This is a genomic window from Arthrobacter sp. ISL-72, from assembly GCF_018613755.1.
Lineage (GTDB): Bacteria > Actinomycetota > Actinomycetes > Actinomycetales > Micrococcaceae > Arthrobacter.
The window spans coordinates 48,283-72,026 of the sequence record NZ_JAGGPP010000032.1 but is presented as its reverse complement, the minus strand read 5'-3'; the positions used below and the strand labels follow the sequence as shown (position 1 = coordinate 72,026).

At 66.1% G+C, this 23,744-nt stretch carries 25 protein-coding genes, 1 tRNA gene and 1 other RNA gene; 13 read left to right on the top strand and 14 right to left on the bottom strand.

Going from position 1 to position 23,744, the window contains the following annotated elements:
* The first annotated feature begins 50 nt into the window (after window positions 1–50).
* From J7I92_RS20680 to J7I92_RS20660, 5 genes are read left to right on the top strand one after another with little or no spacing between them, the layout of a single operon-like run.
* Window positions 51–461 carry an MmcQ/YjbR family DNA-binding protein gene (locus J7I92_RS20680; protein WP_214843545.1) on the top strand — a complete coding sequence of 137 codons (411 nt, stop codon included), beginning with the start codon at window positions 51–53 and terminating at the stop codon, window positions 459–461.
* On the top strand, window positions 458–1,018 hold the full coding sequence (locus J7I92_RS20675; protein ID WP_214843544.1) for a DUF1990 family protein: 561 nt from the start codon (window positions 458–460) through the stop codon (window positions 1,016–1,018). The genes J7I92_RS20680 and J7I92_RS20675 overlap by 4 nt, the downstream gene beginning before the upstream one ends.
* 14 nt (window positions 1,019–1,032) lie before the next feature.
* Window positions 1,033–1,683 carry a hypothetical protein gene (locus J7I92_RS20670; protein ID WP_214843543.1) on the top strand — a complete coding sequence of 217 codons (651 nt, stop codon included), beginning with the start codon at window positions 1,033–1,035 and terminating at the stop codon, window positions 1,681–1,683.
* A gap of 6 nt (window positions 1,684–1,689) precedes the next feature.
* A complete protein-coding gene (locus J7I92_RS20665; RefSeq protein ID WP_214843542.1) occupies window positions 1,690–2,010 on the top strand; it encodes a putative quinol monooxygenase in 321 nt (106 codons plus the stop codon).
* Between the two features lie 6 nt (window positions 2,011–2,016).
* Window positions 2,017–2,310 (top strand): DUF503 domain-containing protein, encoded by a 294-nt coding sequence (locus J7I92_RS20660; RefSeq protein WP_214843541.1) that lies wholly within the window; start codon window positions 2,017–2,019, stop codon window positions 2,308–2,310.
* A 98-nt stretch (window positions 2,311–2,408) separates the two neighbouring features.
* Here J7I92_RS20660 and purL read toward each other — a convergent pair whose 3' ends face one another.
* Genes purL through purS form a run of 3 tightly spaced genes read right to left on the bottom strand, consistent with a single transcriptional unit; the run spans window position 2,409 to window position 5,765 of the window.
* Entirely contained in the window at window positions 2,409–4,727 is a 2,319-nt protein-coding gene (purL, locus tag J7I92_RS20655; protein ID WP_214843539.1) for a phosphoribosylformylglycinamidine synthase subunit PurL, read from the bottom strand.
* Window positions 4,724–5,512: a phosphoribosylformylglycinamidine synthase subunit PurQ gene (gene purQ, locus J7I92_RS20650; RefSeq protein ID WP_214843537.1), complete on the bottom strand. Its 789-nt coding sequence runs from the start codon at window positions 5,510–5,512 to the stop codon at window positions 4,724–4,726. The genes purL and purQ overlap by 4 nt, the downstream gene beginning before the upstream one ends.
* 1 nt (window position 5,513) lies before the next feature.
* A complete protein-coding gene (gene purS / locus J7I92_RS20645; protein WP_066287204.1) occupies window positions 5,514–5,765 on the bottom strand; it encodes a phosphoribosylformylglycinamidine synthase subunit PurS in 252 nt (83 codons plus the stop codon).
* Between the two features lie 279 nt (window positions 5,766–6,044).
* On the opposite strand from purS, the gene J7I92_RS20640 reads away from it, so the two are divergent.
* Complete coding sequence (locus tag J7I92_RS20640) at window positions 6,045–6,230, top strand: hypothetical protein (protein WP_214843535.1); 186 nt, start codon at window positions 6,045–6,047, stop codon at window positions 6,228–6,230.
* A gap of 50 nt (window positions 6,231–6,280) precedes the next feature.
* Here the strand turns inward: J7I92_RS20640 and J7I92_RS20635 are convergent, their stop codons facing one another.
* The 3 genes from J7I92_RS20635 to J7I92_RS20625 are packed head-to-tail and all read right to left on the bottom strand — an operon-like array spanning window position 6,281 to window position 8,164.
* Window positions 6,281–6,652: a serine protease inhibitor gene (locus tag J7I92_RS20635; protein ID WP_214843533.1), complete on the bottom strand. Its 372-nt coding sequence runs from the start codon at window positions 6,650–6,652 to the stop codon at window positions 6,281–6,283.
* A complete protein-coding gene (locus tag J7I92_RS20630; RefSeq protein ID WP_214843531.1) occupies window positions 6,649–7,593 on the bottom strand; it encodes a 3-methyladenine DNA glycosylase in 945 nt (314 codons plus the stop codon). The genes J7I92_RS20635 and J7I92_RS20630 overlap by 4 nt, the downstream gene beginning before the upstream one ends.
* Window positions 7,594–7,597: 4 nt before the next feature.
* The gene (locus J7I92_RS20625; RefSeq protein WP_214843529.1) at window positions 7,598–8,164 is read right to left on the bottom strand and encodes an SSI family serine proteinase inhibitor; all 567 of its coding nucleotides are present in this window, start codon (window positions 8,162–8,164) and stop codon (window positions 7,598–7,600) included.
* Window positions 8,165–8,496: 332 nt separating this feature from the next.
* Here J7I92_RS20625 and J7I92_RS20620 point away from each other — a divergent pair, with 332 nt between their 5' ends.
* Window positions 8,497–11,562, top strand: a complete 3,066-nt coding sequence (locus J7I92_RS20620; protein ID WP_214843527.1) for a S8 family serine peptidase — start codon at window positions 8,497–8,499, stop codon at window positions 11,560–11,562.
* Window positions 11,563–11,572: 10 nt separating this feature from the next.
* Here J7I92_RS20620 and J7I92_RS20615 read toward each other — a convergent pair whose 3' ends face one another.
* Window positions 11,573–12,079, bottom strand: coding sequence for a MarR family winged helix-turn-helix transcriptional regulator (locus tag J7I92_RS20615; RefSeq protein WP_214843525.1), 507 nt, complete (start codon window positions 12,077–12,079; stop codon window positions 11,573–11,575).
* A gap of 80 nt (window positions 12,080–12,159) precedes the next feature.
* Between J7I92_RS20615 and J7I92_RS20610 the strand changes: the two genes are divergently transcribed.
* The 4 genes from J7I92_RS20610 (at window position 12,160) to J7I92_RS20595 (ending at window position 14,391) form a co-directional block, all read left to right on the top strand.
* Window positions 12,160–12,387, top strand: a complete 228-nt coding sequence (locus J7I92_RS20610; RefSeq protein WP_214843523.1) for a hypothetical protein — start codon at window positions 12,160–12,162, stop codon at window positions 12,385–12,387.
* Between the two features lie 99 nt (window positions 12,388–12,486).
* On the top strand, window positions 12,487–13,092 hold the full coding sequence (locus J7I92_RS20605; RefSeq protein WP_214843521.1) for a TetR/AcrR family transcriptional regulator: 606 nt from the start codon (window positions 12,487–12,489) through the stop codon (window positions 13,090–13,092).
* Window positions 13,089–14,072, top strand: a complete 984-nt coding sequence (locus J7I92_RS20600; RefSeq protein ID WP_311380452.1) for a DMT family transporter — start codon at window positions 13,089–13,091, stop codon at window positions 14,070–14,072. The genes J7I92_RS20605 and J7I92_RS20600 overlap by 4 nt, the downstream gene beginning before the upstream one ends.
* 112 nt (window positions 14,073–14,184) lie before the next feature.
* Window positions 14,185–14,391 (top strand): hypothetical protein, encoded by a 207-nt coding sequence (locus J7I92_RS20595; RefSeq protein WP_214843520.1) that lies wholly within the window; start codon window positions 14,185–14,187, stop codon window positions 14,389–14,391.
* Window positions 14,392–14,525: 134 nt separating this feature from the next.
* On the opposite strand, the gene J7I92_RS20590 is transcribed toward J7I92_RS20595, so the two are convergent.
* Window positions 14,526–15,884: an aspartate kinase gene (locus J7I92_RS20590; protein WP_214843518.1), complete on the bottom strand. Its 1,359-nt coding sequence runs from the start codon at window positions 15,882–15,884 to the stop codon at window positions 14,526–14,528.
* A 304-nt stretch (window positions 15,885–16,188) separates the two neighbouring features.
* On the opposite strand from J7I92_RS20590, the gene J7I92_RS20585 reads away from it, so the two are divergent.
* On the top strand, window positions 16,189–17,073 hold the full coding sequence (locus J7I92_RS20585) for a helix-turn-helix transcriptional regulator (protein ID WP_214843516.1): 885 nt from the start codon (window positions 16,189–16,191) through the stop codon (window positions 17,071–17,073).
* A gap of 33 nt (window positions 17,074–17,106) precedes the next feature.
* Here the strand turns inward: J7I92_RS20585 and J7I92_RS20580 are convergent, their stop codons facing one another.
* The 5 genes from J7I92_RS20580 to J7I92_RS20560 form a co-directional block, all read right to left on the bottom strand.
* Window positions 17,107–17,694, bottom strand: coding sequence for a GNAT family N-acetyltransferase (locus J7I92_RS20580; RefSeq protein ID WP_214843514.1), 588 nt, complete (start codon window positions 17,692–17,694; stop codon window positions 17,107–17,109).
* A 20-nt stretch (window positions 17,695–17,714) separates the two neighbouring features.
* Entirely contained in the window at window positions 17,715–18,314 is a 600-nt protein-coding gene (gene recR, locus J7I92_RS20575; RefSeq protein ID WP_214843513.1) for a recombination mediator RecR, read from the bottom strand.
* A gap of 151 nt (window positions 18,315–18,465) precedes the next feature.
* Window positions 18,466–21,585 (bottom strand): DNA polymerase III subunit gamma and tau, encoded by a 3,120-nt coding sequence (locus J7I92_RS20570; protein ID WP_214843511.1) that lies wholly within the window; start codon window positions 21,583–21,585, stop codon window positions 18,466–18,468.
* Between the two features lie 51 nt (window positions 21,586–21,636).
* Window positions 21,637–21,733: signal recognition particle sRNA small type (ffs, locus tag J7I92_RS20565), an RNA gene on the bottom strand.
* 69 nt (window positions 21,734–21,802) lie between these two features.
* Window positions 21,803–22,156, bottom strand: coding sequence for a hypothetical protein (locus tag J7I92_RS20560; protein WP_214843509.1), 354 nt, complete (start codon window positions 22,154–22,156; stop codon window positions 21,803–21,805).
* A 437-nt stretch (window positions 22,157–22,593) separates the two neighbouring features.
* On the opposite strand from J7I92_RS20560, the gene J7I92_RS20555 reads away from it, so the two are divergent.
* A tRNA-Ser gene (locus J7I92_RS20555) sits at window positions 22,594–22,678 on the top strand.
* Here J7I92_RS20555 and J7I92_RS20550 read toward each other — a convergent pair.
* Window positions 22,660–23,688: an oxygenase MpaB family protein gene (locus tag J7I92_RS20550; RefSeq protein ID WP_214843507.1), complete on the bottom strand. Its 1,029-nt coding sequence runs from the start codon at window positions 23,686–23,688 to the stop codon at window positions 22,660–22,662. The genes J7I92_RS20555 and J7I92_RS20550 overlap by 19 nt on opposite strands.
* Window positions 23,689–23,744: the final 56 nt, after the last annotated feature.

Genomic DNA, 23,744 nt, shown 5'->3' with positions numbered 1-23,744 from the left:
TCGGTGATGACGCCCGAACCGCCGGGTAGCTTTTTGGATAGGCTCGTGCCATGGACGTTGCCACTCTCCGCGAAATCTGCCTGAGCTTTCCCGGTACCTTTGAGGACTTTCCGTTCGGCCCGGAAACGTCCGTCTTCAAGGTGCGGGCGGCCGTGGCGGGCGGTGCTCGGCAGGAAGCCAAGATGTTCGCTGCGTCCTCCATGGACCCGGCGGACTGGTCCGTGAGCCTCAAGTGCGAGCCTGCGCTGGCCGAACAGCTGCGGGCCGTCCATCCTGAAATCACCGGCGCCTGGCACATGAACAAGACGCACTGGAACGGGGTCCGGCTGGACGGCTCGCTTCCGGACGAGATGATCCGGGACATGGTGGAAGACTCCTACGACCTGGTGGTGGCCTCGCTGAGCAGGAAGCAGCGGGAACAGCTGGGATGGGCCGGGCTCACCAAAGGTGGTGGAGCATGAGGCGTAATCATGGCGCCCGCGCCGGAGCCAGCAGCGAGCTGAACTACCCGGGGATCGGCTCCACCGAGAACCGGGAGCCGCCGGAGGGCTTCAAGTGCACCGTCAGCCAGGCCTACCTTGGCGACGGCCTGCCGCTTTACCGGCGGGTTGCGCAGGGGATCCTGACCTGGCAGCTGCAGAAGCGCTCCGGGCTTCGGACCCGCACCGACTCGGACACCGTGGTTCCGGGCGCGCGCGTGGTGAGCGGATTCGGCGTCGGGCCCTTCCGGATCAACGCGCCCTGCGAGGTGGTCTGGGTTCACCAGCCGGTGCCGGGCGGCGGACCGCAAAGTGCCGGTTTCGGTTACGGAACCCTCCCCGGCCATCCGGTGCTGGGCGAGGAAGCCTTCGAGGTGGAAGTGGACGGCCAGGGCCGGGTGGTGCTCAAAATCACGGCTTTCAGCAGGCCGTCCAACTGGTTCTACGCACTTGGCAGCGCCGTGGCGGGACGCGCCCAACGGCATGTCACTTCCCGATACATTGGGAGTGCACACGAACTGGCCGCAGGTGAAAGCTGATCAGGAGCAGGTGGATGCTGGAACAGAAAACCCTTGACCAATTGTGGAACTTCGACGATCCCGTCGAATCGGAAGCCCGTTTCCGGGCGGCTGCCGAAGATGAAAACTACGACGCCGACGAACGGGCGGAGTTCGCCACCCAGCTGGGAAGGGCCATCGGACTGCAGGAACGCTACGAGGAAGCCGATGCGCTGCTGGACGCGATCGACGCCGACGAACCCACCGTGGCCGTCCGCGTGCTCCTGGAACGCGGCCGGCTGCTGAACTCCAGCGGCCACGCCGCAATGGCGGTTCCGTTGTTTGAGCAGGCGGCCGAACTGGCGGACCACCTCGGCGAGGATTTTCTCGCTGTCGATGCGCTGCACATGCTGGCCATCGCAGACTCCGCGCACGCAGAAGCCTGGACCCGAAGCGCCCTTGAATACGCCTCCACGGCCCACGATCCGCGGACCAAGGGCTGGATGGTCTCGCTGCACAGCAACCTGGGCTGGACGCTGCACCAGGCCGGGCGGTTGACCGAAGCACTCGTGGAGTTCCAGTTGGCCGAGCAGTGGGCGGAACGCGTCGGAACACCCCGGCAGCAGCAATGGGCCCGGGCGGCGATCGAGGAGTGCGAGCAGTCACTCGCCGCCGGGATAAGAGCAGAAACACAACGAAAGGCATAACCCGCCGTGATCTTCATCGTCGTCAAATTCAAGGTCAAGCCGGACTGGTCGGACAGGTGGCTGGGCCTGGTGCAGGACTTTACTGAGGCCACGCGGCAGGAGCCGGGCAACCTGTGGTTCGACTGGTCCCGCAGTGTGGAGGACCCCAACGAGTTCGTCCTGGTGGAAGCCTTCAAGGACGATGCCGCCGGCGATCATGTCAACAGCACCCATTTCCGGAAGGCCATGGCGGACATGCCGCAGGCCCTCGCCGAGACGCCCCGCATCATCAGCCGCCAGCTCGAGGGCGACAGCTGGGACCGCATGGGCGAACTGACCATCGGCTAGCCTGCGATGTGGATCGGGTGGATTGAATTCGACATCCTGCTGGGCGACGTTCACAGCCTCAAGGAAAAGCGCTCCGTGGTCCGGCCCCTGCTCGCGGAGCTGAAACGCCGCTTTGACGTTTCCGTCGCCGAGGTCGGTGACCACGAGCAGTACCGGCGGACGCAACTGGGCGCGGGCCTGGTGGCGGCGGACCGGGCGCACCTCGTGGAAGTGCTCACCGCCGTCGAACGCTTCGTGGCCTACCGTCCCGAACTGGAGCTGCTGAGCGCCCGGCAGCGGGAGATCCACAGCGACGACTGACGGCCGGCATGACTGACGACCGGTTAAGCGCGAACGGACACTTGAGGCCTCCGGGGAGGGGGCCGCAAGTGTCCGTTCGCGCTTGGAACCGGAAACGCTTAGTCGAAGTACTTCGGCAGGGTTCCTTCGTGGGCTTCGCGGAGGGCGTCGAGGGACAGGGCGTCCACGCCGTTGATCTCCAGCTTGCCGCTCGCTGCGTCCACCACGCCGATGCGGGCGTGGGCGAAGCCGCGGGCGGTGCACATGTCCGTGAAGCGGACTTCCTCGGAGCGGGGAACGCCAACGATCGCGCGGCCCTGCGTCTCGGAGAACAGCGCCGTGAACAGGTCCACGCCGTCGCGGTCCATGATGTCCTGCAGGGCGATCCGGGCACCCACGCCGTAGCGCAGCGAGGACTCCACGAGGGCTGCCGCGAGGCCGCCTTCGGAGAGGTCATGCGCGGAGTCCACCATGCCGTCGCGGGATGCGTTGATCAGGATTTCACCCAGCGCGCGTTCGGCGGCGAGGTCAACCTTGGGCGGCAGGCCGCCCAGGTGTCCGCGCATGTTGGACCATTCCGAGCCGTCCAGTTCGGCTGCCGTGGTGCCCAGCAGGTAGATGGCCTGACCGTCTTCCTTCCAGCCCGACGGCGTGCGGCGGGCGACGTCGTCGAGCTTGCCCAGCACTGCCACCACCGGGGAGGGGTGGATGGGTGTGGTGCCCGTCTGGTTGTACAGCGAGACGTTGCCGCCGGTGACCGGGATACCGAGCTCCATGCAGGCGTCCGACAGGCCGCGGATCGCCTCGGCGAGCTGCCACATGACGTCCGGGTCCTCGGGGGAGCCAAAGTTCAGGCAGTCGCTGACGGCCATCGGCACGGCGCCGGAGGTGGCGACGTTGCGGTACGCCTCGGCCAGGGCAAGCTGTGCACCGTGGTACGGGTCCAGGAAGGTGTAGCGGCCGTTGGCGTCGGTGGCCAGGGCCACGCCCAGGCCGGTTTCCTCGTCGACGCGGACCACACCTGCATCGTCCGGGAACGCCAGGGAGGTGTTGCCGCCGACGTAGCGGTCGTACTGGTCGGTGATCCAGGACTTGTCGCACATGTTCGGCGACGCGACCAGCTCGGTCACGGCAGCGGCCAGTTCGGCCGGGGCCGAGGGGCGGCTGGCGTCCTGCACCGATCCGGTGAAGGAGTCGGCCTGCAAGGCGTCCTGCCACTCCGGGCGGGCGTACGGGCGGTCGTAGACCGGGCCGTCGTGGGCCACGGTGCGCGGGTCGACGTCGACGATCACCTCGCCTTCCCAGGTGATGATCAGGCGGCCGGTGTCAGTCACCTCGCCCAGCCAGGAGTACTCCACAGCCCACTTGTCCATGACCGCTTCGAACGCGGCGATGTTCCCGGGGGTGACCACGGCCATCATGCGTTCCTGCGACTCGGACATCAGGATTTCACCCGGGGTCAGGGTGGGGTCGCGCAGCAGGACGGAGGTCAGCTCGACCTCCATGCCGCCGTCGCCGTTGGAAGCGAGCTCGGACGTGGCGCAGGAGATGCCTGCGGCGCCGAGGTCCTGGATGCCTTCAACGAGGGAACCCTTGAACAGCTCGAGGCAGCATTCGATCAGGACCTTCTCGGCGAAGGGATCGCCGACCTGGACGGCTGGGCGCTTGGACGGCTTCGTGTCGTCGAAGGACTCCGAGGCCAGTACCGAGGCGCCGCCGATGCCGTCACCGCCGGTGCGGGCACCGAACAGGACCACCTTGTTGCCCTTGCCGGAGGCGTTGGCGAGGCGGATGTCCTCGTGCCGCATGACGCCGACGGCCAGCGCGTTGACCAGCGGGTTGCCCTGGTAAACGGAGTCGAAGACCATTTCGCCGCCGATGTTCGGCAGGCCCAGGGAGTTGCCGTAGCCGCCGATGCCGGCAACGGCACCGTGCATCACGCGGGCGGTGTCCGGGTGGTCGATCGCGCCGAAGCGCAGCGGATCCATCACGGCCACGGGACGGGCGCCCATGGAGATAATGTCGCGGACAATGCCGCCGATGCCGGTTGCGGCGCCCTGGTAAGGCTCAACGAACGACGGCGAGTTGTGCGACTCGATCTTGAACGTCACGGCCCAGCCGTGACCCAGGTTGGTGACACCGGCGTTTTCGCCGATGCCCACCAGCATGTCCTTCTTCATCTCCTCGGTCACCTTGTCGCCGAACTGGCGCAGGTGGTTCTTCGAGGACTTGTAGGAGCAGTGCTCGCTCCACATCACGGAGTACATGGCGAGCTCGGCGCCGGTGGGGCGCCGGCCCAGGACCTTGACGACCTCTTCGAACTCGTTCTGCTTCAGGCCCAGTTCGGCCCAGGGAAGCTCGGTGTCCGGAGTCTTGGCCGCGTTCTCGACAGTGTCGATGTTGAACTTCCGGCCGACGGTTTCAGCTGAGGTACTCACTTTGCGCCTCCCACAATCTTGTTCAAAACGGAGGTAAAGAAACCGAGGCCATCGGTGTCTGAGCCGCCGATGCCATCCAGGGACTCGGGGCCGAAGCCCGGTTCCACTGCATGCTCGGGGTGCGGCATGAGGCCCACGACGTTGCCGGCGGCGTTGGAGATGCCGGCGATGTCGCGGCGGGAGCCGTTCGGGTTGAAGCCGACGTAGCGGAACACCACGCGGCCTTCCGCTTCGAGGGCGTCCAGGGTCTTCTCGTCGGCGATGTACTGGCCGTCCTGGTTCTTCAGCGGCACGGTGATTTCCTGGCCTGCCTGGTAATCCAGGGTCCAGGCGGTGCTGTTGTTTTCCACGCGCAGCACCTGGTCACGGCACATGAACTTCAGGTGGTCGTTCTTGATCATTGATCCGGGCAGCAGGTGCGACTCGGTGAGGATCTGGAAGCCGTTGCAGATGCCGAGGACCGGCAGGGGATTCGAGGAAGCGGCGCCTGTTGCTGCCTTAATGATCTCGGACATCAGCGGCGCGAAGCGTGCGATGGCACCGGCACGGAGGTAGTCCCCGTAGGAGAAACCGCCCGGGATCACGACGGCGTCGACGTCGCCAAGCGTGGTGTCCGCGTGCCAGAGGGCCACGGGTGTGGCGCCGGCGAGCTGGACGGCGCGGGCGGCGTCACGGTCGTCGAGGGTGCCGGGGAAGGTCACCACGCCGATGCGTGCGCCGGCGAGACCGCGAGTACCGGGAGCGTCTGCGGCGACAGCCTCGCCAATCAGGGGAAGTTCAGTCATCTCAGGCCTCGACGACCTCGACGTTGACGACGTCTTCGATCACGGGGTTAGACAGGAGGGTTTCGGCTGCTTCGCGGGCCTGGGCCAGGATTGCGTCCGTCACCTCGCCGTCAACGGTCAGTTCAAATCGCTTGCCCTGGCGGACAGAGCTGAAGCCGGTGAAGCCCAGGCGGGGAAGTGCACCCACGATGGCCTTCCCCTGCGGGTCCAGAATCTCGGGCTTGGGCATGACGTCGACGACGATCCGGGGCATCCGGTAACTCCTGTGCGTGAGCGTTGGGTAAGGGCGCAGCGGAGTGGTGCCGTCTCACGCTGGTCTGCTGCTGCATTTAGAGCCACTGCGGACTACAAACGTAAGACAGCGACATAAGAACAGCGGGAACGAGCGCTCCGCGAGCTTGCTTGCTTATTCTACCGGGCTGAGAGCGTCAACCCACATTCGCGGGTTGACTGTGAATTGGAGCATAGGCCGGGCGGGCAGAGCACGACGGCGGCTCTGGCCGCATTGAGGCCGGCTCAGTAGGATTGCGGCATGACACAGAAACCCAGATCCGTACTTCTCCCGGTAATGGCCGCTGCAGTATTTGCGGGGCTGGGCCGAATGGTGATCCAGAAGATCAAGGCCGATCGGGCGCTCCGGGACACCAACGTCGCGGGCCCCATCGATGACAAGACGCGGGCCTGGATCAGCGAAGTGGTCCGAACTCCGCGGCAGTAGGAACCCACGGCACTAGCGGTCCCCGGCTACGGTCAGGGCTGACGCTAAGCTCAGGTCTGGCCGGTGGATCCCGCCGTGCCGCCGAAGAGCGGAGCCAAGGCGCGCCACCGGGCAATTTCGCAGCCGTCGGTAAGGCTGAAACGGCTATGGACGGGACGGCCGTGGAATGTCCCGGTGACCACCGCCACCTGCGGGCCGCCGTACTGTTGCGTGCACATCATGTCCGCCCGCCGCGGCGTGAAGAAAACCTCCTCGCCGAAACGTTCGACGGCTGCACGCGCCGCGGCGGGGTCCGGCAGCGTGGACCCCGCCAGGACGTCAGCCTGCGGCGTTTCCGCGTCGCGCACCACGAGGCGGAACTCATGTTCCGGGGCACCTGGCGCCTCGGTCAGCCTGACGGTCAAATCCACCTTGGCAGTCATTCGCTGTTCCGGTCCTCGTCCATGAGGGGCGCCAGTGCGTCGAGCAGCCGCATCCTCAGCTCCTGCGCCTCCGAGGAGAACGCGCGCTGATGTTCGACGTATTCCGCTTTGCCGGCAGCGGTTTCGATCGGGATGGGCGGGTAGCCCCACTCCTCGAGGTCGTACGGGGACGCCTGCATGTCCATGGCGCGGACCCGCCAGGACAGCTCGAAGCAATCCATGACAAGTTCGCTGGGCAGGGCGGGGGACAGTTTGTACGCCCACTTGTAGAGGTCCATGTTGGCGTGCAGGCAGCCGGGCTGTTCCATGGACCTCTGGTTGTCCCGGCTGGGAGTGAGTTCGTTCAGCGGGGTGGCGTCCGGGGTGTAGAAGCGGAAGGCGTCAAAGTGCGAGCACCGGATCCTGTTGTCCTCCACCACCCGGTCAGTCCCGCCCGGGCCCAGGCGCAGCTGCAGGTATTCGTGACGCAGCTCGAACCTGTCCTGGTGGTACACCATCGCCCACTCGTGCAGCCCGAAGCAGCCGAACTGGGCAGGCCGCTTCGCCGTGCCGCGCAGGATGATCCCGGCAAACTGCAGCGCCTCCCTGCGCTCAGCCAGGAACGCCGTGCGGTCAACGGTGACTGCGGGCGTCCCGGCCGGCAGCCCGGCGGCGGCGAGGTCGCCGTCGTCGAGCATTCCGTAGTACTTCCAGCCTGCGCGCGCGGCGGCCTCGGGCCCGGCCAGGACGACGCCGGCACCGGGGTGCCAGCGCAGGAGCTGGCCCGGTTTCTGGGTGTAGTACGTGAAGAGGAAGTCCTCCACCGGGTGTTTCTTACCGGCGGAGCGGCGGTCAAGGTAGGGGTCGGCGTAGCGCCTCACCCGGGCCTGGTGGGCTGCTTCGCGGTCTTTCCAGGCGTCCGCCGGGAGCACCTGTTGCTGGCCGGGTTTCAGAATCTGCATTCGGTTAGGTCGCTCCGCCCGCGGATCCCAGAATGTCCTTGGCGCCGTTCCAGAGGCCGATCTCGCAGCCATCCCTGCGGGCAAACGAGGTATCCACCGGCACGTCGTCCACGATCCCGGTGACAGTGGCCTCCTGCGGGCCGCCGTACTGCTGGGTGCAGGCCTGGTCGGTGCTGCGCGGCTCCGGGCTCAGCACTGCGGGGTTGTCCTTGAGTGCGGCGCAGGCCGCAGCGGCTGAGGGATGGCTGCTTTCAGCGGTCGGAACACCGTCCTTGCATACCAGAGTGTAGTTCTGGGCGGCTTCCGACTCCGAAGGCTTGACCACGATGGCGAGTTCCGCATTCCCCTTGCCCGGGCCGGACCGGGGAGGCAGTGAGGAAGGGGGAGGAGAGGGCGCCGGGACGGTAGTTTCGGTGTCCGGCGACGGCGTGGCACTGGGTTCGGCACTTGTTGTGGCGCCGCCCGTTGTGGCGGTGGACGGCGAAGGGGCGGGGGTGCCGCCGTCCGGCGAACAGGCGGCGAGGCCGGCAACGGAAACCAGAACGAGTGCGTGAATCCATGCCTTACGCATTACCGGTCCTCCTCATTTTGGTCCATTCTATCGCCGGAGCTGCATGCTGGACCCTGCCATTCGGCCCGGCCCGGCCTCGGGACAGGGCCTCGGGACCGGGCCTCGCAGCGGCACCGGTGCCTTGGCAGCCAGAGCGGGGACCTCGGGTGCCCGGAAAGAAAGTGCACTGATTAAATCTGTCCGGAACATCTCGATTCCGCAGCCACACTCCGGTATGTTTCTCCCATCACTGGTTGTGTGGCCTCCCGCCCATGTTGTGCCGATGTGGACGGACACTCCAGTCCGTGGGACCGGTTATGCCGACGGTCCGACAACCTAGGAGGCCGTTCGCCATGACTTATCCGCCTGTTGGCTCCCGCACCCAAAGCAGAAACCGGGCCTCACGCCTGTCCGCCGCCGTCGCCTTGGGTGTCTCCCTGTTGTTCGGCCAGGCGCTGGCCTCCCCGGCCTGGGCCGCGGCTGACCCGCCCGCTCCCGGCGCGCAGGCGCATCCGTCCGGGCAGGAAAGCGGTCCGCCGGACGGCGGACCCGCGCTGGACGCTGGCCGTTACATCGTGATGCTGAAAGGAAGTCCAGTGGCTGCCTACACGGGTGGCGTTGAAGGCATCCCGGCCACGTCCGTGCCGAACGGCGGGAAGCTCGACGCCGGCAGCGCCGAGGCCCAGCGCTACGCGGCACATCTCGAGTCACAGCAGAACAGGCTGGCTGCCGCGGAGGGCGTGGCCATCAACGACAGTTACACGCTGGCGGTGAACGGCTTCAGCGCCGAGCTGTCCGCGGAGCAGGCAGACGCTTTGAGCAAGGACGGCAGCGTCCTTGCTGTGGTTAAGGACACCCTGAACAAGGTGGACTACTCCAGCACCGAGTTCCTGGGACTGCCGGGCCCTACGGGGGTCTGGGCCGAACACTTCGGCGGCGAGGCCAACGCCGGCAAGGGAACTGTGGTGGGTGTGCTGGATACGGGCTACACCCCGGTTAATCCATTTTTTGCCGGCGAACAGGTCAAGCCGCTCGCAGGAGCCCCGCAGGTGGGCGCCCCCTATCTGTCCGCAACCAACCAGATCACCATGCTGAAGGCGGACGGGAGTTCGTTCGCCGGCGTCTGCGAGGCAGGTGACCAGTTCACCGGAACCGAGTGCAACAGCAAGGTAGTCGGCGCCCGGTACTACGACGAAGCCTTCAAAGCCACCGTTCCCCCGGCGATGCGTTCCCCGAAGGAATTGTTCTCGCCGGTTGATGTCAACAACCACGGTTCGCATACCGCCAGCACGGCAGCAGGCAACGGTAACGTCAGCCAGGCTGTTGGCGGACGGGATTTCGCCACGGGTTCCGGAGTGGCCCCCGCCGCGAAACTCGCCATCTACAAGGTCTGCTGGGAGGGCGCCAGCCCGGCAACCACCGGCTGCTTCGCCTCCAGCAGCGTGGAGGCCATTGAGGACGCCATCAGGGACGGCGTCGATGTCTTGAGCTTTTCGATCTCCGGCACGAACAACTCCACCGTTGACCCGGTGTCCATAGCCTTCCTCAATGCCGCAGCGGCCGGTGTGTTTGTGGCCGCCTCGGCCGGGAACTCGGGTCCGGCAGTAAGCACCGTTAACCATGCGGCCCCGTGGATGACCAGCGTGGCTGCGTCCACCCACAGCAGTGCCCTCCGCGGCACAGTGGAGCTGTCCAGCGGCGAAAAGTTCGCGGGTGCCAGCATCATGGCGACTGAAGTTGCCAACGCGCCTATCGCGCTCGCCGTGGCAGTGAAAACGGCCGCCGCCACCGACGCCAACGCAGCCCTGTGTGCTCCGGGCACCCTGGACCCGGCGAAGACCGCCGGAAAGATCATTGTCTGTGACCGCGGAGTGGTGGACCGGACTGCCAAGAGCGCAGCAGTGGCGCAGGCGGGCGGCGTCGGAATGGTCCTGGTCAACCTGACGCCCAACTCGCTGGACGTGGACCTGCACAGCGTCCCCACCGTGCACGTCGCCGACGCCGCCATCAAGGACGCGGTTGCAGCAGACCCGGCCATGACGGCGAGTTTGGTGGCGACCGACACCTCGGGCCAGGACCCGCCGCCAGTACCGCAGATCGCAGGATTCTCTTCGCGCGGACCCACCCTGGCAGCCAACGGCGATCTCCTGAAACCGGACATTGCGGCTCCCGGCGTCGGTGTCCTGGCAGCTTTCTCGCCCATCGGCTCCAATGGCCAGAACTTCGGCTTCCTGTCCGGAACGTCCATGGCCGCGCCGCACATTGCGGGCTTCGGGGCGCTGCTGCTGGCCAAGAATCCGCAGTGGTCCCCGGCTACGGTGAAATCGGCGCTGATGACCACGGCCTACGACTTAGTGGATGCTGAAGGAAACCCGGTGCAGGACGTCTTTGCCCAAGGGGCCGGACAGGTCGACCCTGCACGAATCACAACGCCCGGGCTGGTGTACGACGCCGGCCCCGCCGACTGGCTTGGTTTCCTCCAGGGGCTGGGCTACCAGATGGGTGCCGCCCCGATTGCCGCAAAGGACGTCAACTTGCCGTCCATCGCCATCGGCGGCCTCACCGGCACACAAACCGTGACCCGGACCGTGACAGCGCTGACGGCCGGAAGCTACACCGCCGAGATCGACGTTCCCGGCATCACGGCGGAGGTGACGCCCGATGTCATGACCCTTGCCGAAGGCCAGAAGGCCACCTTTACCGTGCAGTTCACCAATGCAGGTGCCACCCTGGACGCTTTTGCCACCGGGTCGCTGACGTGGACTTCGGAAAAGCTCACAGTCCGCTCGCCGGTGGCCATCCGCTCAGTCACGGCGATTGCACCCGCCGTCGTCAATGCCTCTTCAGCGGGCCCCAGCGGCAGCGTCGTCATTCCGGTGACTTCCGGCAGCCCCGAGCCGATTGAGGTGACGGTGAAGGGGCTCGCCAAGGCAAATTCGACGGCGATCAGCCTCGTACCCGGGCCCTACACCGGGGTCAAGGACGCAGCGAACGACGTTCAGGTGGTGAATGTGCCGGCAGGGACCTCGCTTGCCAGGTTCGCGGTGATTTCCTCCAACCCTGCGGCGGACTTCGACCTCTACGTGGTGTCTCCGGCCGGTGTGCTGTATCCGGGTGCGACGCCGGCGGCCAACGAAGCGGTCTCCATTACGGATCCCGTGGCAGGCGACTGGAAAGTGACCACCAACCTGTTCGCCAGCCCGGGCAACGCGGCGACAGCAGCTTCAGTGGAAGCGATGATCCTTGCCGGTGACGCGGGGAACCTGACCGTGAGTCCAAACCCGCTGACCATTGAAAACGGTGCCACCGGTGAGCTCACCGCCAGCTGGACCGGGCTTGAAGCAGGCAACTGGGTTGGCCTGATCAGGTACGGCACGGGACCGTCAACGCAGCTGAATGTCGCAGTGACGGCACCATAAAAGCGCGCCGCTAGGACGCTGGAATGTCGTTCCCGTGGACGGCGTCGCGTTCGACGGCCGCCTTGGTGGCAGCAATCAGCTCCATCATGGCCTGGTGGAGCGTGCCGACCTGGCCGCGGGTCAGGCCCAACCGTTCCATCATGGTTCCGGGGACCGCCGTCGCCCGTTGCCGGAGGGCTGCACCGGTGGGTGTGAGCCCGACGGCGAGCGCCCGCTCGTTGCCGACCGCCCGGGCGCGCGTGATGTAGCCCGCGGACTCGAGGCGGCGCAACAGCGGCGAGATTGTGGCGGGTTCCTGGGCCAGCGCATCGCTGATATCCCGGACCGAGCGCGGGCTGGATTCCCACAGGCACAGCATCACAAGGTACTGCGGGTGGGTCAGCCCCAGGGTATCCAGCACGGGCTTATACGCGCCGACGACGCTCCGGGACGCCACCGTCAGGGCGAAACACAGCTGATGCTCCAGCAGGAGGTCTTCGTCAACCACCTCGATGGCGGCAGCCGGGCGCTGATTCATCAGTCTTCTCCTTGATCGTTAGTGCACTAATGATTAGCGTACACTGGTTTCAACGTCACCGCTCTGAAAGGGAAACTGCAATGGCCAGCAAGGAAAACGCCGTCCAGAAGTTCATGCGAGCTACCGGCAGGCTCCGCGCCATCTTCGGACCGGCCAACAGCAGCGCCCTGGGCCACGCGATGACGGACGAGAACAAAGCCCTCCTTGCCCGGCGCGAAGCGGAGACGCAGCAGTGGGAGACTGTGCGCCGGCCGGACGGCAGCACTTACGTGGTGCCTAGGAACCCTGACGACAAGTCCCTTCGCTAGCGGGCCTGTCAACCGGCGTTTGCAGGGGTAGCGGGCCACACGTCCAAGTAGGTAGGCTGGTATACCTACTTCTCTGCGCCCGATTACCCCGAGGTCAAGATGTCCAAGAAGCAGACGGCACCCGGAAGCAGTCCCGCCAGGCGGCCTGCTCGCGCCGCACTCATTGAAGCAGCCTCGCGCCGCTTCTACGCAGACGGTCTGGCCGGAACGGGAATCGACGCCATTACCGCCGAGGCGGGCGTGGCCAAGAAGAGCCTCTACAACAATTTCGCCTCGAAAGCCGAGCTGGTGACGGCGTACCTGAACGCCCGCCATGAGGAGTGGATGGGGCTGTACCAGGCACGGCTGGATCAGGCGGCCAGCCCGCGGGAGCGGGTCCTCGCCGTCTTCGATGCTTATGCAGATCACGCCGATATGGCCTACGAGCGGGGCTTCCGGGGCTGCGGCCTGCTGAACGCCGCAGCCGAACTTCCCGCCGGAGATCCAGGGAGGTCAGTGGTACGCCGCCACAAGGAGCAGGTCGAGGCGTTGTTGTCGGAGCACGTTGCCGCGCTCCTCCCGGATTCACCGGAGCGGGCCGGTTCCGTGGCCCGGCACCTGGCGTTCCTCCTTGAAGGATCCATGACACGGGCGGGCCTTGAGGGCAACGACCGCTGCATTCAGGAAGCCCGAGTGATCGCGGCCGCCCTGGTAGCCGACCTGTGAAGACTGCAGGTTTTCACGGGAGTTCGTGGGGTGCGTTGTTTGTGCTGGCCGCCTCGGTGCTGTGGGGCAGCACGGGCACCGCGGCCACCTTCGCACCGGAAGTAAGTCCTCTCGCCATTGCGGCGGTGGCAATGGGCCTTGGCGGCCTGCTCCAGGCGGCCATCGCGGCACGGCAAATCACCGCGTTCTCCGTATCCCTGCGCGCGCAGTGGCCCACGGTGGCATTGGGGGCCATGGCCGTCGCGGCGTACCCGCTGGCTTTCTACTCTTCCATGCACCTCGCCGGGGTAGCGGTGGGGACAGTTGTCTCCATCGGTTCAGCTCCACTCATCTCCGCTGTCATTGAGCGGATTGCCGACAAGCGAAGATTCACCCGCCGGTGGGCTGCCGGCGCTGTGCTCGGGCTGTCCGGTTCCTTGCTTCTGTGCTGGGCAGAGGCCGCAAATGGCGGCCCGGCATCAGCATCTGATTCGGGATGGTCCACCCCCGCCGGCATCGGGTTGGGGTTTGTCGCCGGTCTGACGTATGCGCTGTACTCCTGGGCCGCGCACCGCCTGATCAACACGGGCCTACCGTCAAGAGCAACAATGGGAGCCGTCTTCGGCGCAGGCGGGTGTCTCCTGATGCCCGTGTTGGTCTTCACCGGAGCCCCACTGCTTACATCCTGGCAAAACCTGGCCGTGGGAGCGTACATGGCACTTATTCCGATGTTTGCCGGCTATGTTCTGTTCGGCTGGGGCTTGGCCCGGGTCCGCGCCAGCACGGCCACCACCATATCGCTCGCTGAGACGGTGGTGGCAGCCATTTTGGCAGTCGTTGTCGTCGGTGAACGCCTGCCCGCCCTGGCTTGGGTCGGTGCCCTGCTGGTCGCAGGCAGCCTGTTCGTCCTGACGCTGCCTGCCGGCGGACAACGTCGACACAGGTCCGACGACGAGCTGCAGGACGGCCAGCCTTCCCCCGCCGTTGCGACGCGGGCTTAGCCCGGCGGCCCGGGGCCTTTTTGAGTTCCCGGGCGTAAAATATGGGCACAGGGACCAACCAACCGGCCAATGCATCACTGCTTGACCCGACCAAGGGAAGGGGGTGGGAATTATGGCACGTGCACTACAGCGCTTCCTGACCCAGACAGACAGGCTGCGGTTCTTCTTCGGACCGGCCACGCGGGGTGACCCTGCTGCTCCCGTTGTTCACAAGCACGATGATTTTGAGACGGCTTCCGAAGAGGATCTGTCCCACTTCGAGGTAGAGACAGATTCCGAGGGACACCACTACGCGGTCCGTAAGGAAGACATCCAGTAGCCAGCTTCAACAAGTGGCCAGTTCGACAAGTGGCCAGTTCGACATAAAACGAACGGCACAGCGGTCCCACCGCTGTGCCGTTCGTTTTTGCCCTTTCCGGTCCCGGCGCTAGTCGCGCCGGCTTGCCGGCGAACCTAGCGGCCGGTGCCGCCGTAGACCGTAGCCTCGCTGTCGCTGTCCAGATCGAACGCCTTGTGGATTGCGCGGACGGCGTCGTCAAGCAGGTCCGCGTGCGTCACCACCGAGATACGGATTTCCGACGTCGAGATCATGTTGATGTTGATCCCGGCATCAGACAGGGCCTTGAAGAAAGTGGCGGAAACGCCGGGGTGGGAGCGCATTCCGGCCCCGATCAGCGAAAGCTTGCCGATCTGTTCGTTGTACTCGATGCTTTCGAAGCCGATTTCCGGCTCCGCGGCACGGAGGGCAGCCAGTGCGTCTGCACCTTCCACGATGGGGAGCGTGAACGAAATGTCTGTCCGGCCCGTGCCATGCGTCGAGACGTTCTGGACGATCATGTCGATGTTGGAGTGAGCGTCGGCAATGACCTGGAAGATCGCGGCGGCCTTGCCCGGAATGTCAGGGACGCCCACCACGGTGACCTTGGCTTCGGAACGGTCGTGTGCAACGCCGGAGATGATTGGCTGCTCCAAGGCAACTCCCTCTTGAGTCTTGATCTTGTCGTCGGCTCCGGGCATGACCCAGGTGCCTTCGTTCTGGCTGAATGAAGAACGAACGTGCAACGGCACACCGAAGCGCCGCGCGTATTCCACGCAGCGCAGGTGCAGGATCTTCGCGCCGGAAGCGGCCAGTTCCAGCATTTCTTCGCTGGAGATGCGGTCGATCTTCTGGGCTGAGGGCACCACGCGGGGATCCGCGGTGTAGATTCCGTCCACGTCCGTGTAGATCTCGCAGACGTCGGCCTCCAAAGCTGCGGCCAGCGCCACCGCCGTGGTGTCGGAGCCGCCGCGGCCCAGGGTGGTGATCTCATTGGTGGTGCGGCTCATCCCCTGGAAGCCCGCCACGATGGCGATGTGTCCCTTGTCCAGGGCGGTGCGGATACGGTGCGGGTCGACGTCGATGATGCGCGCCTTGCCGTGAATGCCGTCGGTGATCATGCCCGCCTGTGAGCCCGTGAAGGACTGGGCCGACTCGCCGAGCTTGTTGATGGCCATGGCGACCAGGGCCATGGAAATGCGTTCACCGGCGGAAAGGAGCATGTCCATTTCACGTGCGGGGGCTGAATCGGTAACCTGCGCGGCGAGGTCCAGCAGTTCATCGGTGGTGTCACCCATGGCGGAGACCACCACAACCACCTCGTTGCCAGCGCGCTGCGCGTCGACGACCCGCTTGGCGACGCGCTTGATGCCGTCCGCGTCCGAAACTGAGGAGCCGCCGAACTTCTGCACAATCAGCTGCTTGGTGCGGGCAGTAGCGACGGGCAGCACGTGCGGCTGATTCTCGGTCTTCACTTCGGTAGTGGGCATACTCATGCGCGCACCCTCACTGCATCAAATCGGGGTTCCGGGGCCAAGCGACCAAAACGGCGCGACGGCGTAACTGATGTGCCCAGTTTATCGCCGGGAACCGCGCGGCGCTGAATTGTGACCGCATGCTGGCCGCCCCGCAGTTCCCGCTGCTGGTCATCAGGATGCAGCTGTTGCGGTCGGCGATCTCCTCGCGTACGCAGGAGTACCTTAATCGCGCGGCGCTCATCCATGGCCTTGTGGCCAGGTCTGCTGAAACTGGTTTGGCAGAGCCTCCCACCCCTTTACGGATACGTCGTAACGTGTCCATATGGATAACCGAGCCGAGGTACGACAGTTCCTCTCGTCGCGCCGTGCCCGCATCACACCAGAGCAGGCAGGCCTTGAACTGTATGGCGGCCGGCGCCGGGTGCCGGGATTGCGGCGGGAGGAAGTGGCCCGCCTGGCCGGAGTAAGCGTGGACTACTACACCCGCCTCGAACGTGGAAACCTGACCGGTTGCTCGGACAGTGTCCTGGATGCCATTGCGCGTGCACTGGAGCTCGACCGCGCCGAGCACGACCACCTCTACGACCTCGCACGCGCGGCCCACACATCAGGCCGGAAGCGTGCGGCGGCTCCCGTTCCGTCCGGGGTGCGCCCGGAATTGCAGTACCTCCTGGACACCATCACCGGAGCGCCCGCCTTTATCGGAAACAACAGGATGGACATCGTCGCCGCCAACGCCCTGGGCTACGCCTTGTACTCGGACATGTACCGCGGTGCGGCGCGTCCGGCGAACCATTCAAGGTTCATCTTCCTCGACCCGCGGTCGCACGACTTTTACACCGACTGGGACCGGGCAGCCAACGTCAACGTCGCCATCCTGCGCCGGGAAGCAGGCCGTAGCCCGCACGACAAGGGCATCGCCGAACTGGTGGGCGAACTCTCCATGCGCAGTGATCAATTCCGCACCCGCTGGGCAGCCCACAACGTCCGCCGCCATTACGCCGGAACAAAGTTCTTCCAGCACCCCGTGGTGGGACTCCTCGAACTCAACTATCAGGTCCTGGGGCTGGAAGAGGACCCCGGGCACACCCTGACGGTTTATCCCGCCACGCCCGGCAGCCCCTCCGACGAGGCTCTCAAGCTCCTCGCCTCCTGGGCCGCCACCGAGAACATCGTCGACTCCGCGCAGGCCCACGCCCGCAGCTAGCCTGCTTGGATAGCGCCTAATGAGGAGCGCCTGTCAGCCGTCCGCCGTGAGTGTCCACCCTGTCCGGTTCAGGCGGTAGCGCCATGAGGCCAGCCCCTTGCCATGGGTGTCCTGGTCCGCTGTGAAGTAGCGGTCCTGGGCGAAGCCGAGGCCTTCGAGGAGGCGCCGCGACGCCGTGTTGGGTTCGTAGACGCCTGCATAGATGGTGTGGGTGCCGCGTTCGGTGAAGAGCCAGCGGACCAGTGCACCGGCGGCTTCGCTGCCGTACCCCTTGCCGTGGTGGTCCGGGTGGAGCATGTACCCGAGGCTCGCAGAGCGGGACGGGATGCTGCCAGGCAACGGCGGTTCGGCCGTGTTCCAGGTGCGCCCGTCACCGATCACAGCACCCGTCGAGCGGAGCACCACGGCCCAGCCGAAGTGGAACCACTCGGCCGTTGAGCGTTCGGCGCGGGTCAGAAGATCGGCGAGGAGCCGGTCGGTTTGTCCCGCAGTCAGGGGCTGGTGCGACAGGTAGCGGACGGCATCGGGATGACTCCGGAAGCGTCTTAGGGCGTCGGCATCGGAGTTCGCCAGGAGACGCAGTTCCAGCCGTTCCGTGACGATGGAGGGGAAGAGTTCCATGGAAGCCAACTGGGCCCGGGTCAGCTCAACGCGTTGCGGCGGCCCTCGAAGGCGCGCCCCAGAGTGACCTCATCCGCGTATTCCAGGTCGCCGCCCACCGGCAGGCCCGAGGCAAGCCGCGTGACGGTGATGCCGATGGATTTCAGCATCCTGGCAAGGTATGTGGCCGTGGCCTCACCCTCAAGATTGGGGTCCGTGGCAATGATGATTTCCTGGATGGCGCCGTCGTTGAGCCGGGTGAGGAGTTCCCTGATCCGCAACTGCTCCGGCCCGACGCCGGCGATGGGATTAATGGCACCCCCCAGAACGTGGTATCGGCCCCGGAACGAGCGGGTGCGCTCGACGGCCAGCACGTCCTTGGACTCCTCCACGACACAGATGACAGAAGGATCCCGCCGCGGGTCGCGGCAGATGTTGCACATTTCCTGCTCGGTGACGTTGCCGCACACGGTGCAGAATTTCACCCGTTCCTTGACAGTAGTGATGGCATCCACCAGCCGCTTCATGTCCTGCGGGTCCGCCTCGAGGATGTGGAATGCCAGCCGCTGGGCGGATTTGGGCCCGACGCCGGGAAGGCGGCCAAGTTCGTCGATCAGCTCTTGAACTGCACCTTCGTACACAATGTCCTCGTTCGTTTCATTTGTTCTTGTGAATCGTCAATTGCTGCGAGCGCCGGCGCGGTCTTCCCATTCCCTGCCGCGCACCACCGCGCCGTGCCGTGCCACAGCACTGCGCCGGCCTTGCTGGATGCGCTCGCAGATCCCGCGGCGGCTAGAACCGGGGCGCCAGCGGGCTGCCGTCCAGCGACCGCTCTTCGACCAGCTTCCCGCCCAGAATACGCTCGACGGCGGCGCGTCCAAACACGCCCGATTCCTCAATCGTTTCGTCATCCGCGCTCGGAATGTCCTGGACGTAGCTCTTGCAGACCTCGGCCTGTCGTGCAGGTGCTTTGGCCCGGCCTGCTTCGGCCTCGGGGCTGTTGGACAGCCGCTGGTACAGGCTTTGCTTCACGGGAGCGCCGGGCGTGCCCGCCTGTGCCGGGGCGGGCTGCGCCGGCGTCTGGGACAAGTAGGACGCCGGTGCAGGCGCCGACGCGATGCTTCGAACATCAGGGCTGGCCATGGCCGGGGACGGGTCAGTAGCAGTGGCGGGACCGTACTGCCCGGACGGTGCCCACCCTGCAGCCGAGGAACCGCCGCCGGATAGCGCCCCCACGGGTTGACGGATCTCGACGGGACGCGGCGCTTCGCCGGCCCGGATGGATTGGGCGTCTACGGGAACGTCTGCAGGCCGGGGGAGCTGGGCAGCGGCCGGCTCGTAGCGGGGCGTCGGAGGCTCCGAAACACCAGGCAGGCCTGCGCGGTCCGGCTCGTCGACGGACCTGCCAACGTTGGATTCCGCGCCAACGGTCCAGATACCCGGCGCCTCCTCCTGGGCGCGGGACCACGGATCGTCGCTGGACGCCGGGCCTGCCGCTTGGGAAGAGTCGGCGGGAGCAAGGCCGGAAGAGCCTTGGGTCGGCTGGCTGGGACGTGACTGCAGCGGCGCCGAGGGCATCCAGTCCATAGGCGGCTCTTCGTCCATCGGGGGAGCGTCTTCGTCCAGGGGCGGGCCCCAGTCGTCGTCCGGGTAACCGTAGGACCCGGAGGAATCTTCCTGCGGCGGCGCTGCCGGAACAGCGGGCGCAGCCGGAACAGCGGGCGCGGCCGGATCGGTGGACGCTGCCGGAACACCGGGCGCAGCCGGATCAGCTGGGCCGGCCGGACCGGCGGGCCCTGCCGGAAGAACGGGCTCCGCCCGGACGGAGGGGTTGGCAGTGCCTGCGGCAGGCACGGGCGTTGAATCCGCGGCCGGCGGGCCGGCGGGGCTGTCGGCTGGCCGTGCCACTGCGGGCTCGGCGGCCGGTTCGGCGACCGGTTCGGCGGAGGCAGGGGCAAGACCCCAAGCAACGTCGGCGGACCTCGCCGGAGATTCCCGGCTAGCGGGCGCTTTTGGGTTTGGTTCAGAGCTCGCTGGGCTGTTGGCGCCGCCGGACACTGCGTTGATCTGGCAGTCGATTCCCACCGTCTTGTGGATCGCCTGCCGAAGGTTTTCGGAGTGGTCGGCCCGGCCAAAGGCGCCGGCGAGTCCGGATGTGGTGAAGGCCAGTGTGAGCAGCTGGCCGTCGAACTGCTTCACCTGGGCGTTGGGTTCCACGAGGGCCCAGGTGCTGCGCTTGATCTTGGTCAGCGTCTGCAGGATGTCGGGCCAGGCGCGGCGAAGGACCTCGACGTCGCCGCCGACGCCGGCTGCAGGGAGCTGGGTGTCAGCCACCGACGCGCGAGCTTCGGGCGTCGGAGTAGCGGCTGGTGCCGGTGCCGGCACCTGCTGAGCGGCTGGTGCCTGTTGGGCGGCTGGTGCCTGGTCAGCGGGGCGGACAGGTGTCTGGCTTGGCAGGCCCCGAGGCGCCGCGGGAGGCTCGTCAACAGGCCAGTCCGTGGTGGAGACCCTCGGTGGAGTGAGTGATTGACGGCTGGGTGCGTCCATGCGTCCTGCGGGTTCGGCCTCCGCGGCAGGCGCGGGGGGAGCAGCCGCGGCAGGAGGCGCGGCGCGGGTCGGCTCGGGCGGAGCCATCGGAGCCGAGGCGGCCACCAGAGCGGGCGCAGCCACCGGAGCCGGCGAAGCAGCTGCTGGTGCGGAAGGTGCCGCCGCAGCGGCGGCGGGAGTTCCGACGTCGTTACCGCCATAGTTCAGGCGGCGCTCCACACGGTCGATCCGGGCTGCGATACCCCGCTCGGTCTGCTCGGAGCTGGGCAGGAGGATGCGGGCGCACAGCAGCTCGAGGTGAAGCCGCGGTGACGTCGCGCCGGTCATTTCGGTCAGGGCGGTGTTGGTGACGTCTGCCGCCCGGGACAACTCGGCCGCGCCGAGATTGTGGGCCTGGCTCTGCAGGCGGGCGATCTGGTCGGCCGGCATTCCGCGCAGGATTGACTGTGCGCTCTCCGGCATTGCCTGAACGATGATGAGGTCGCGGAAGCGTTCCAGGAGGTCCTCTACGAAACGGCGCGGATCATGTCCCGTCTGGATGACACGGTCTACAGCCCGGAATACGGTGGCAGCGTCTGAGGCGGCTACCGCTTCCACAACGTCGTCCAGCAAGGAGGCATGGGTGTAGCCCAGCAGTGCAACCGCGAGCTCGTAGTCCAGCCCGTTGGGCCCTGCGCCTGCCATCAGCTGGTCAAGCACCGAGAGTGAATCCCTCACGGAGCCGGCTCCGGCGCGGATCACCAGCGACAGCACTCCGGGGGCCACCGGAACATTTTCCTGGTTGCAGAGCAGCTCAAGATAAGCCATGAGGGGCTCCGGCGGTACCAACCGGAACGGATAGTGGTGAGTCCGCGAGCGGATGGTGCCGATCACCTTGTCCGGCTCCGTGGTGGCGAAGATGAACTTGATGTGTTCCGGCGGCTCTTCCACGATCTTGAGCAGGGCGTTGAAGCCTGCGGAAGTGACCATGTGCGCTTCATCGATGATGAAGATCTTGTAGCGGTCCCGGACGGGAGCATACGTGGCGCGTTCGCGCAGGTCACGGGCGTCGTCGACGCCACCGTGGCTTGCGGCGTCAATTTCAATCACATCAAGGGAGCCGGGGCCGCCGCGGGCCAGCTCAATACAGCTGGGGCACTTGCCGCAGGGTGTGTCCGTAGGGCCCTCGGCGCAGTTCAGGCAGCGCGCCAGGATGCGGGCCGAAGTGGTCTTTCCACAGCCGCGCGGCCCGGAAAACAGGTAGGCGTGGTTGACGCGGTTCTTCCGCAGTGCCGTCATCAACGGCTCCGTGACGTGTTCCTGCCCGATAACGTCAGCAAAGGAGTCTGGACGGTATCTGCGATACAGGGCGGTAGTAACACTCACAGAGAAAACCCTACCAATCCGGGCCGACAGTTTGCCGCCCTGTGGGGGAATAGTAAAGACCCCCCATGCACCCGCCAGAGCCCGTCTACCCTTGCTACCTTCCGGTCCTGGGGGAGTTCAACAGGATGACGCCACATGAGGGGCCGTCAGATACTTTACCTGAAGATTGGTCGTGCCCCGAATCGGCGTCGGGCCGGCGCCTCCGGCCGCTTAGAAGCTAACTTCCCCGGCCGCCCCGAGCAGCTGGCGGGCGGTGTCCATTGACTGCCCAGCTCATCAGCGCGGGTTCCTCGTACGGGTGGGCTGAACGCAGGGCGGAAACCACTGCATCGAGCAGATCTGCCTCCACGACGCATTCGATCCTTATTTCCGGCACCTGTTGGCCCCGGCCTGCCGTGCCGATGAAGGGACGGGACCCGGCGAGGGGTGTGAACCGGCCGGTACCCGGGGTGGTGAATGCGCAGTGCGAATAGTTGCCGATCCGTCCGGCGCCGGCATCGCCCAACGCAGTAAGGACAGCCTCCGCGTGATCGGCGGCGACGTAGGTCACCAGTGCGTGGAGCTGCATCATGCGCCCATCTTCTCAACACCTGCCGGAGCGGATAACAGCACAAGAAGGTAACGGTCGGCCGATAATCAAGTAGGAACCCTTGCTTATCCTCGGCACAAAGCGGACGATGGATATGTACACCGATTGGGGCAATCTCAGGTTGAACTCAAGGTTGTGAGCTGCAGGGCCTGGCGTAAGGGCCGGACCCGGCAGCTCAACGGTGTTCCGGAGGAGTGGGCGCATTGGGGGCGTCCATTTTGACGTTAAGGACACCTTTGGGCAGTTTCCCGGCCTGCCTGACAGCGGACCTGGCAGCGGAATAAGCCGGGGTCCGGGGGCTCGAAATGGGTCCGCATGAGGCGCCGCTTTTCGTGCCCGCGTAACGCGCGAAATGGCCCAATTGGGTGATGCCGAAATCTTCAGGTATTCTAGTATCTGCTTTTGATTCAGAAGCAATTGGAGAATTCGCCTAGCGGCCTATGGCGCACGCCTGGAACGCGTGTTGGGTTAACGCCCTCGGGGGTTCAAATCCCCCATTCTCCGCGTCTTGGCCCCGGTCCTCGGACCGGGGCCTTTTGCGTTCCGGAGCGGTTTTTGAGGCAATAACGGGGCGGCGGTTTGTCCTGCGCTGCAATCCCCAGGCGCCGCAGGCGCCTCCGTGCGGCCTGTTCGCTCGGGCCCACCCTGCCACCCGGTCTCACGCCGCCCAGGACAACATCGACGACGGCGAGGGTCGCCCGCGTGCCGGTCCTCACCGGAAGGGGCAGGGGCCCCAGCCGTGGCGTCCGGAGTCCCAGCATGTTCCTGTACTTCGGTTCCAGGCTGGAAACGGCTGCAGCAAACAGCATTTTGTAGCCGAGACGCAGCGAAGGATGCAGCGGCGGGTCGCGGAGGAAGGCCACAATCTCGGTGACCCTTTCATCGCAGCGGAGGTCGCCGTCGTCGTACCACTTGTCCAGCTGTTGCCGCATCTGCGCCTCACTGAGCGGCGGTGAGTCAACTCCCATCAACCTTCCCGCCTGCGCCCATTCGCGGACATAGGCATCTGGACCGCCCGGGATGGGGCGCCCCCAGATCTTGTGCGCGGAAAGGAACGCATCGGTGAAGGCGATGTGCACCCAGCGGAGGAGTTCGGGGTCGTTGGCCGCGTAGCTCCTGGCGACGCCGTGGGCGTCCACGTACTCACCCCGTACTGATTCATGCAGCCGTAGTACCCGGGCTGACGCTTCACGCGCCGCGGCCGTGGAGCCATAGGTGATAGTGAAGATCCAGCGGATGGTTCCCGCCAGCCGTCCCAGCGGATCCTCGCGGAATCGCGAGTGGTCATAGACGCCGGCAAGGGCTCCCGGGTGCACGGTCTGCATCAGTAGCGCCCGGATTCCCGCCACGATGGTGGTCATCGATCCATGGACCGCCCAGACGGCGGATCCGGGAAGGTGGTATCCGGCGTCGTTGCCCTCTTCCAGCCGCGGTACCCAGGGCGGCACTGCGCGCCTTGTTCCGGTGAAGGTCTGCCTGAGCTCGGCCTGCCAATCCCTGAGGATATTGCGCATGGGTCCATTGTTGCGCACCGTCCGCGCCTGTGAGTCAGCTGAGAATTCCGGCCGGG

Bases quoted from the DNA above. Each gene is read 5' to 3' on its own strand.
- purQ (WP_214843537.1), bottom strand. From the start codon at position 5,512: ATGACTGAACTTCCCCTGATTGGCGAGGCTGTCGCCGCAGACGCTCCC.
- J7I92_RS20680 (WP_214843545.1), top strand. From the start codon at position 51: ATGGACGTTGCCACTCTCCGCGAAATCTGCCTGAGCTTTCCCGGTACC.
- J7I92_RS20615 (WP_214843525.1), bottom strand. From the start codon at position 12,079: ATGAATCAGCGCCCGGCTGCCGCCATCGAGGTGGTTGACGAAGACCTC.
- J7I92_RS20595 (WP_214843520.1), top strand. From the start codon at position 14,185: ATGGCACGTGCACTACAGCGCTTCCTGACCCAGACAGACAGGCTGCGG.
- J7I92_RS20675 (WP_214843544.1), top strand. From the start codon at position 458: ATGAGGCGTAATCATGGCGCCCGCGCCGGAGCCAGCAGCGAGCTGAAC.
- J7I92_RS20585 (WP_214843516.1), top strand. From the start codon at position 16,189: ATGGATAACCGAGCCGAGGTACGACAGTTCCTCTCGTCGCGCCGTGCC.
- J7I92_RS20640 (WP_214843535.1), top strand. From the start codon at position 6,045: ATGACACAGAAACCCAGATCCGTACTTCTCCCGGTAATGGCCGCTGCA.
- J7I92_RS20580 (WP_214843514.1), bottom strand. From the start codon at position 17,694: ATGGAACTCTTCCCCTCCATCGTCACGGAACGGCTGGAACTGCGTCTC.
- J7I92_RS20625 (WP_214843529.1), bottom strand. From the start codon at position 8,164: ATGCGTAAGGCATGGATTCACGCACTCGTTCTGGTTTCCGTTGCCGGC.
- J7I92_RS20550 (WP_214843507.1), bottom strand. From the start codon at position 23,688: ATGCGCAATATCCTCAGGGATTGGCAGGCCGAGCTCAGGCAGACCTTC.
- J7I92_RS20605 (WP_214843521.1), top strand. From the start codon at position 12,487: ATGTCCAAGAAGCAGACGGCACCCGGAAGCAGTCCCGCCAGGCGGCCT.
- J7I92_RS20660 (WP_214843541.1), top strand. From the start codon at position 2,017: ATGTGGATCGGGTGGATTGAATTCGACATCCTGCTGGGCGACGTTCAC.
- J7I92_RS20620 (WP_214843527.1), top strand. From the start codon at position 8,497: ATGACTTATCCGCCTGTTGGCTCCCGCACCCAAAGCAGAAACCGGGCC.
- purS (WP_066287204.1), bottom strand. From the start codon at position 5,765: ATGCCCCGGATCGTCGTCGACGTCATGCCCAAGCCCGAGATTCTGGAC.
- J7I92_RS20670 (WP_214843543.1), top strand. From the start codon at position 1,033: ATGCTGGAACAGAAAACCCTTGACCAATTGTGGAACTTCGACGATCCC.
- J7I92_RS20610 (WP_214843523.1), top strand. From the start codon at position 12,160: ATGGCCAGCAAGGAAAACGCCGTCCAGAAGTTCATGCGAGCTACCGGC.
- J7I92_RS20560 (WP_214843509.1), bottom strand. From the start codon at position 22,156: ATGATGCAGCTCCACGCACTGGTGACCTACGTCGCCGCCGATCACGCG.
- J7I92_RS20635 (WP_214843533.1), bottom strand. From the start codon at position 6,652: ATGACTGCCAAGGTGGATTTGACCGTCAGGCTGACCGAGGCGCCAGGT.
- J7I92_RS20630 (WP_214843531.1), bottom strand. From the start codon at position 7,593: ATGCAGATTCTGAAACCCGGCCAGCAACAGGTGCTCCCGGCGGACGCC.
- J7I92_RS20590 (WP_214843518.1), bottom strand. From the start codon at position 15,884: ATGAGTATGCCCACTACCGAAGTGAAGACCGAGAATCAGCCGCACGTG.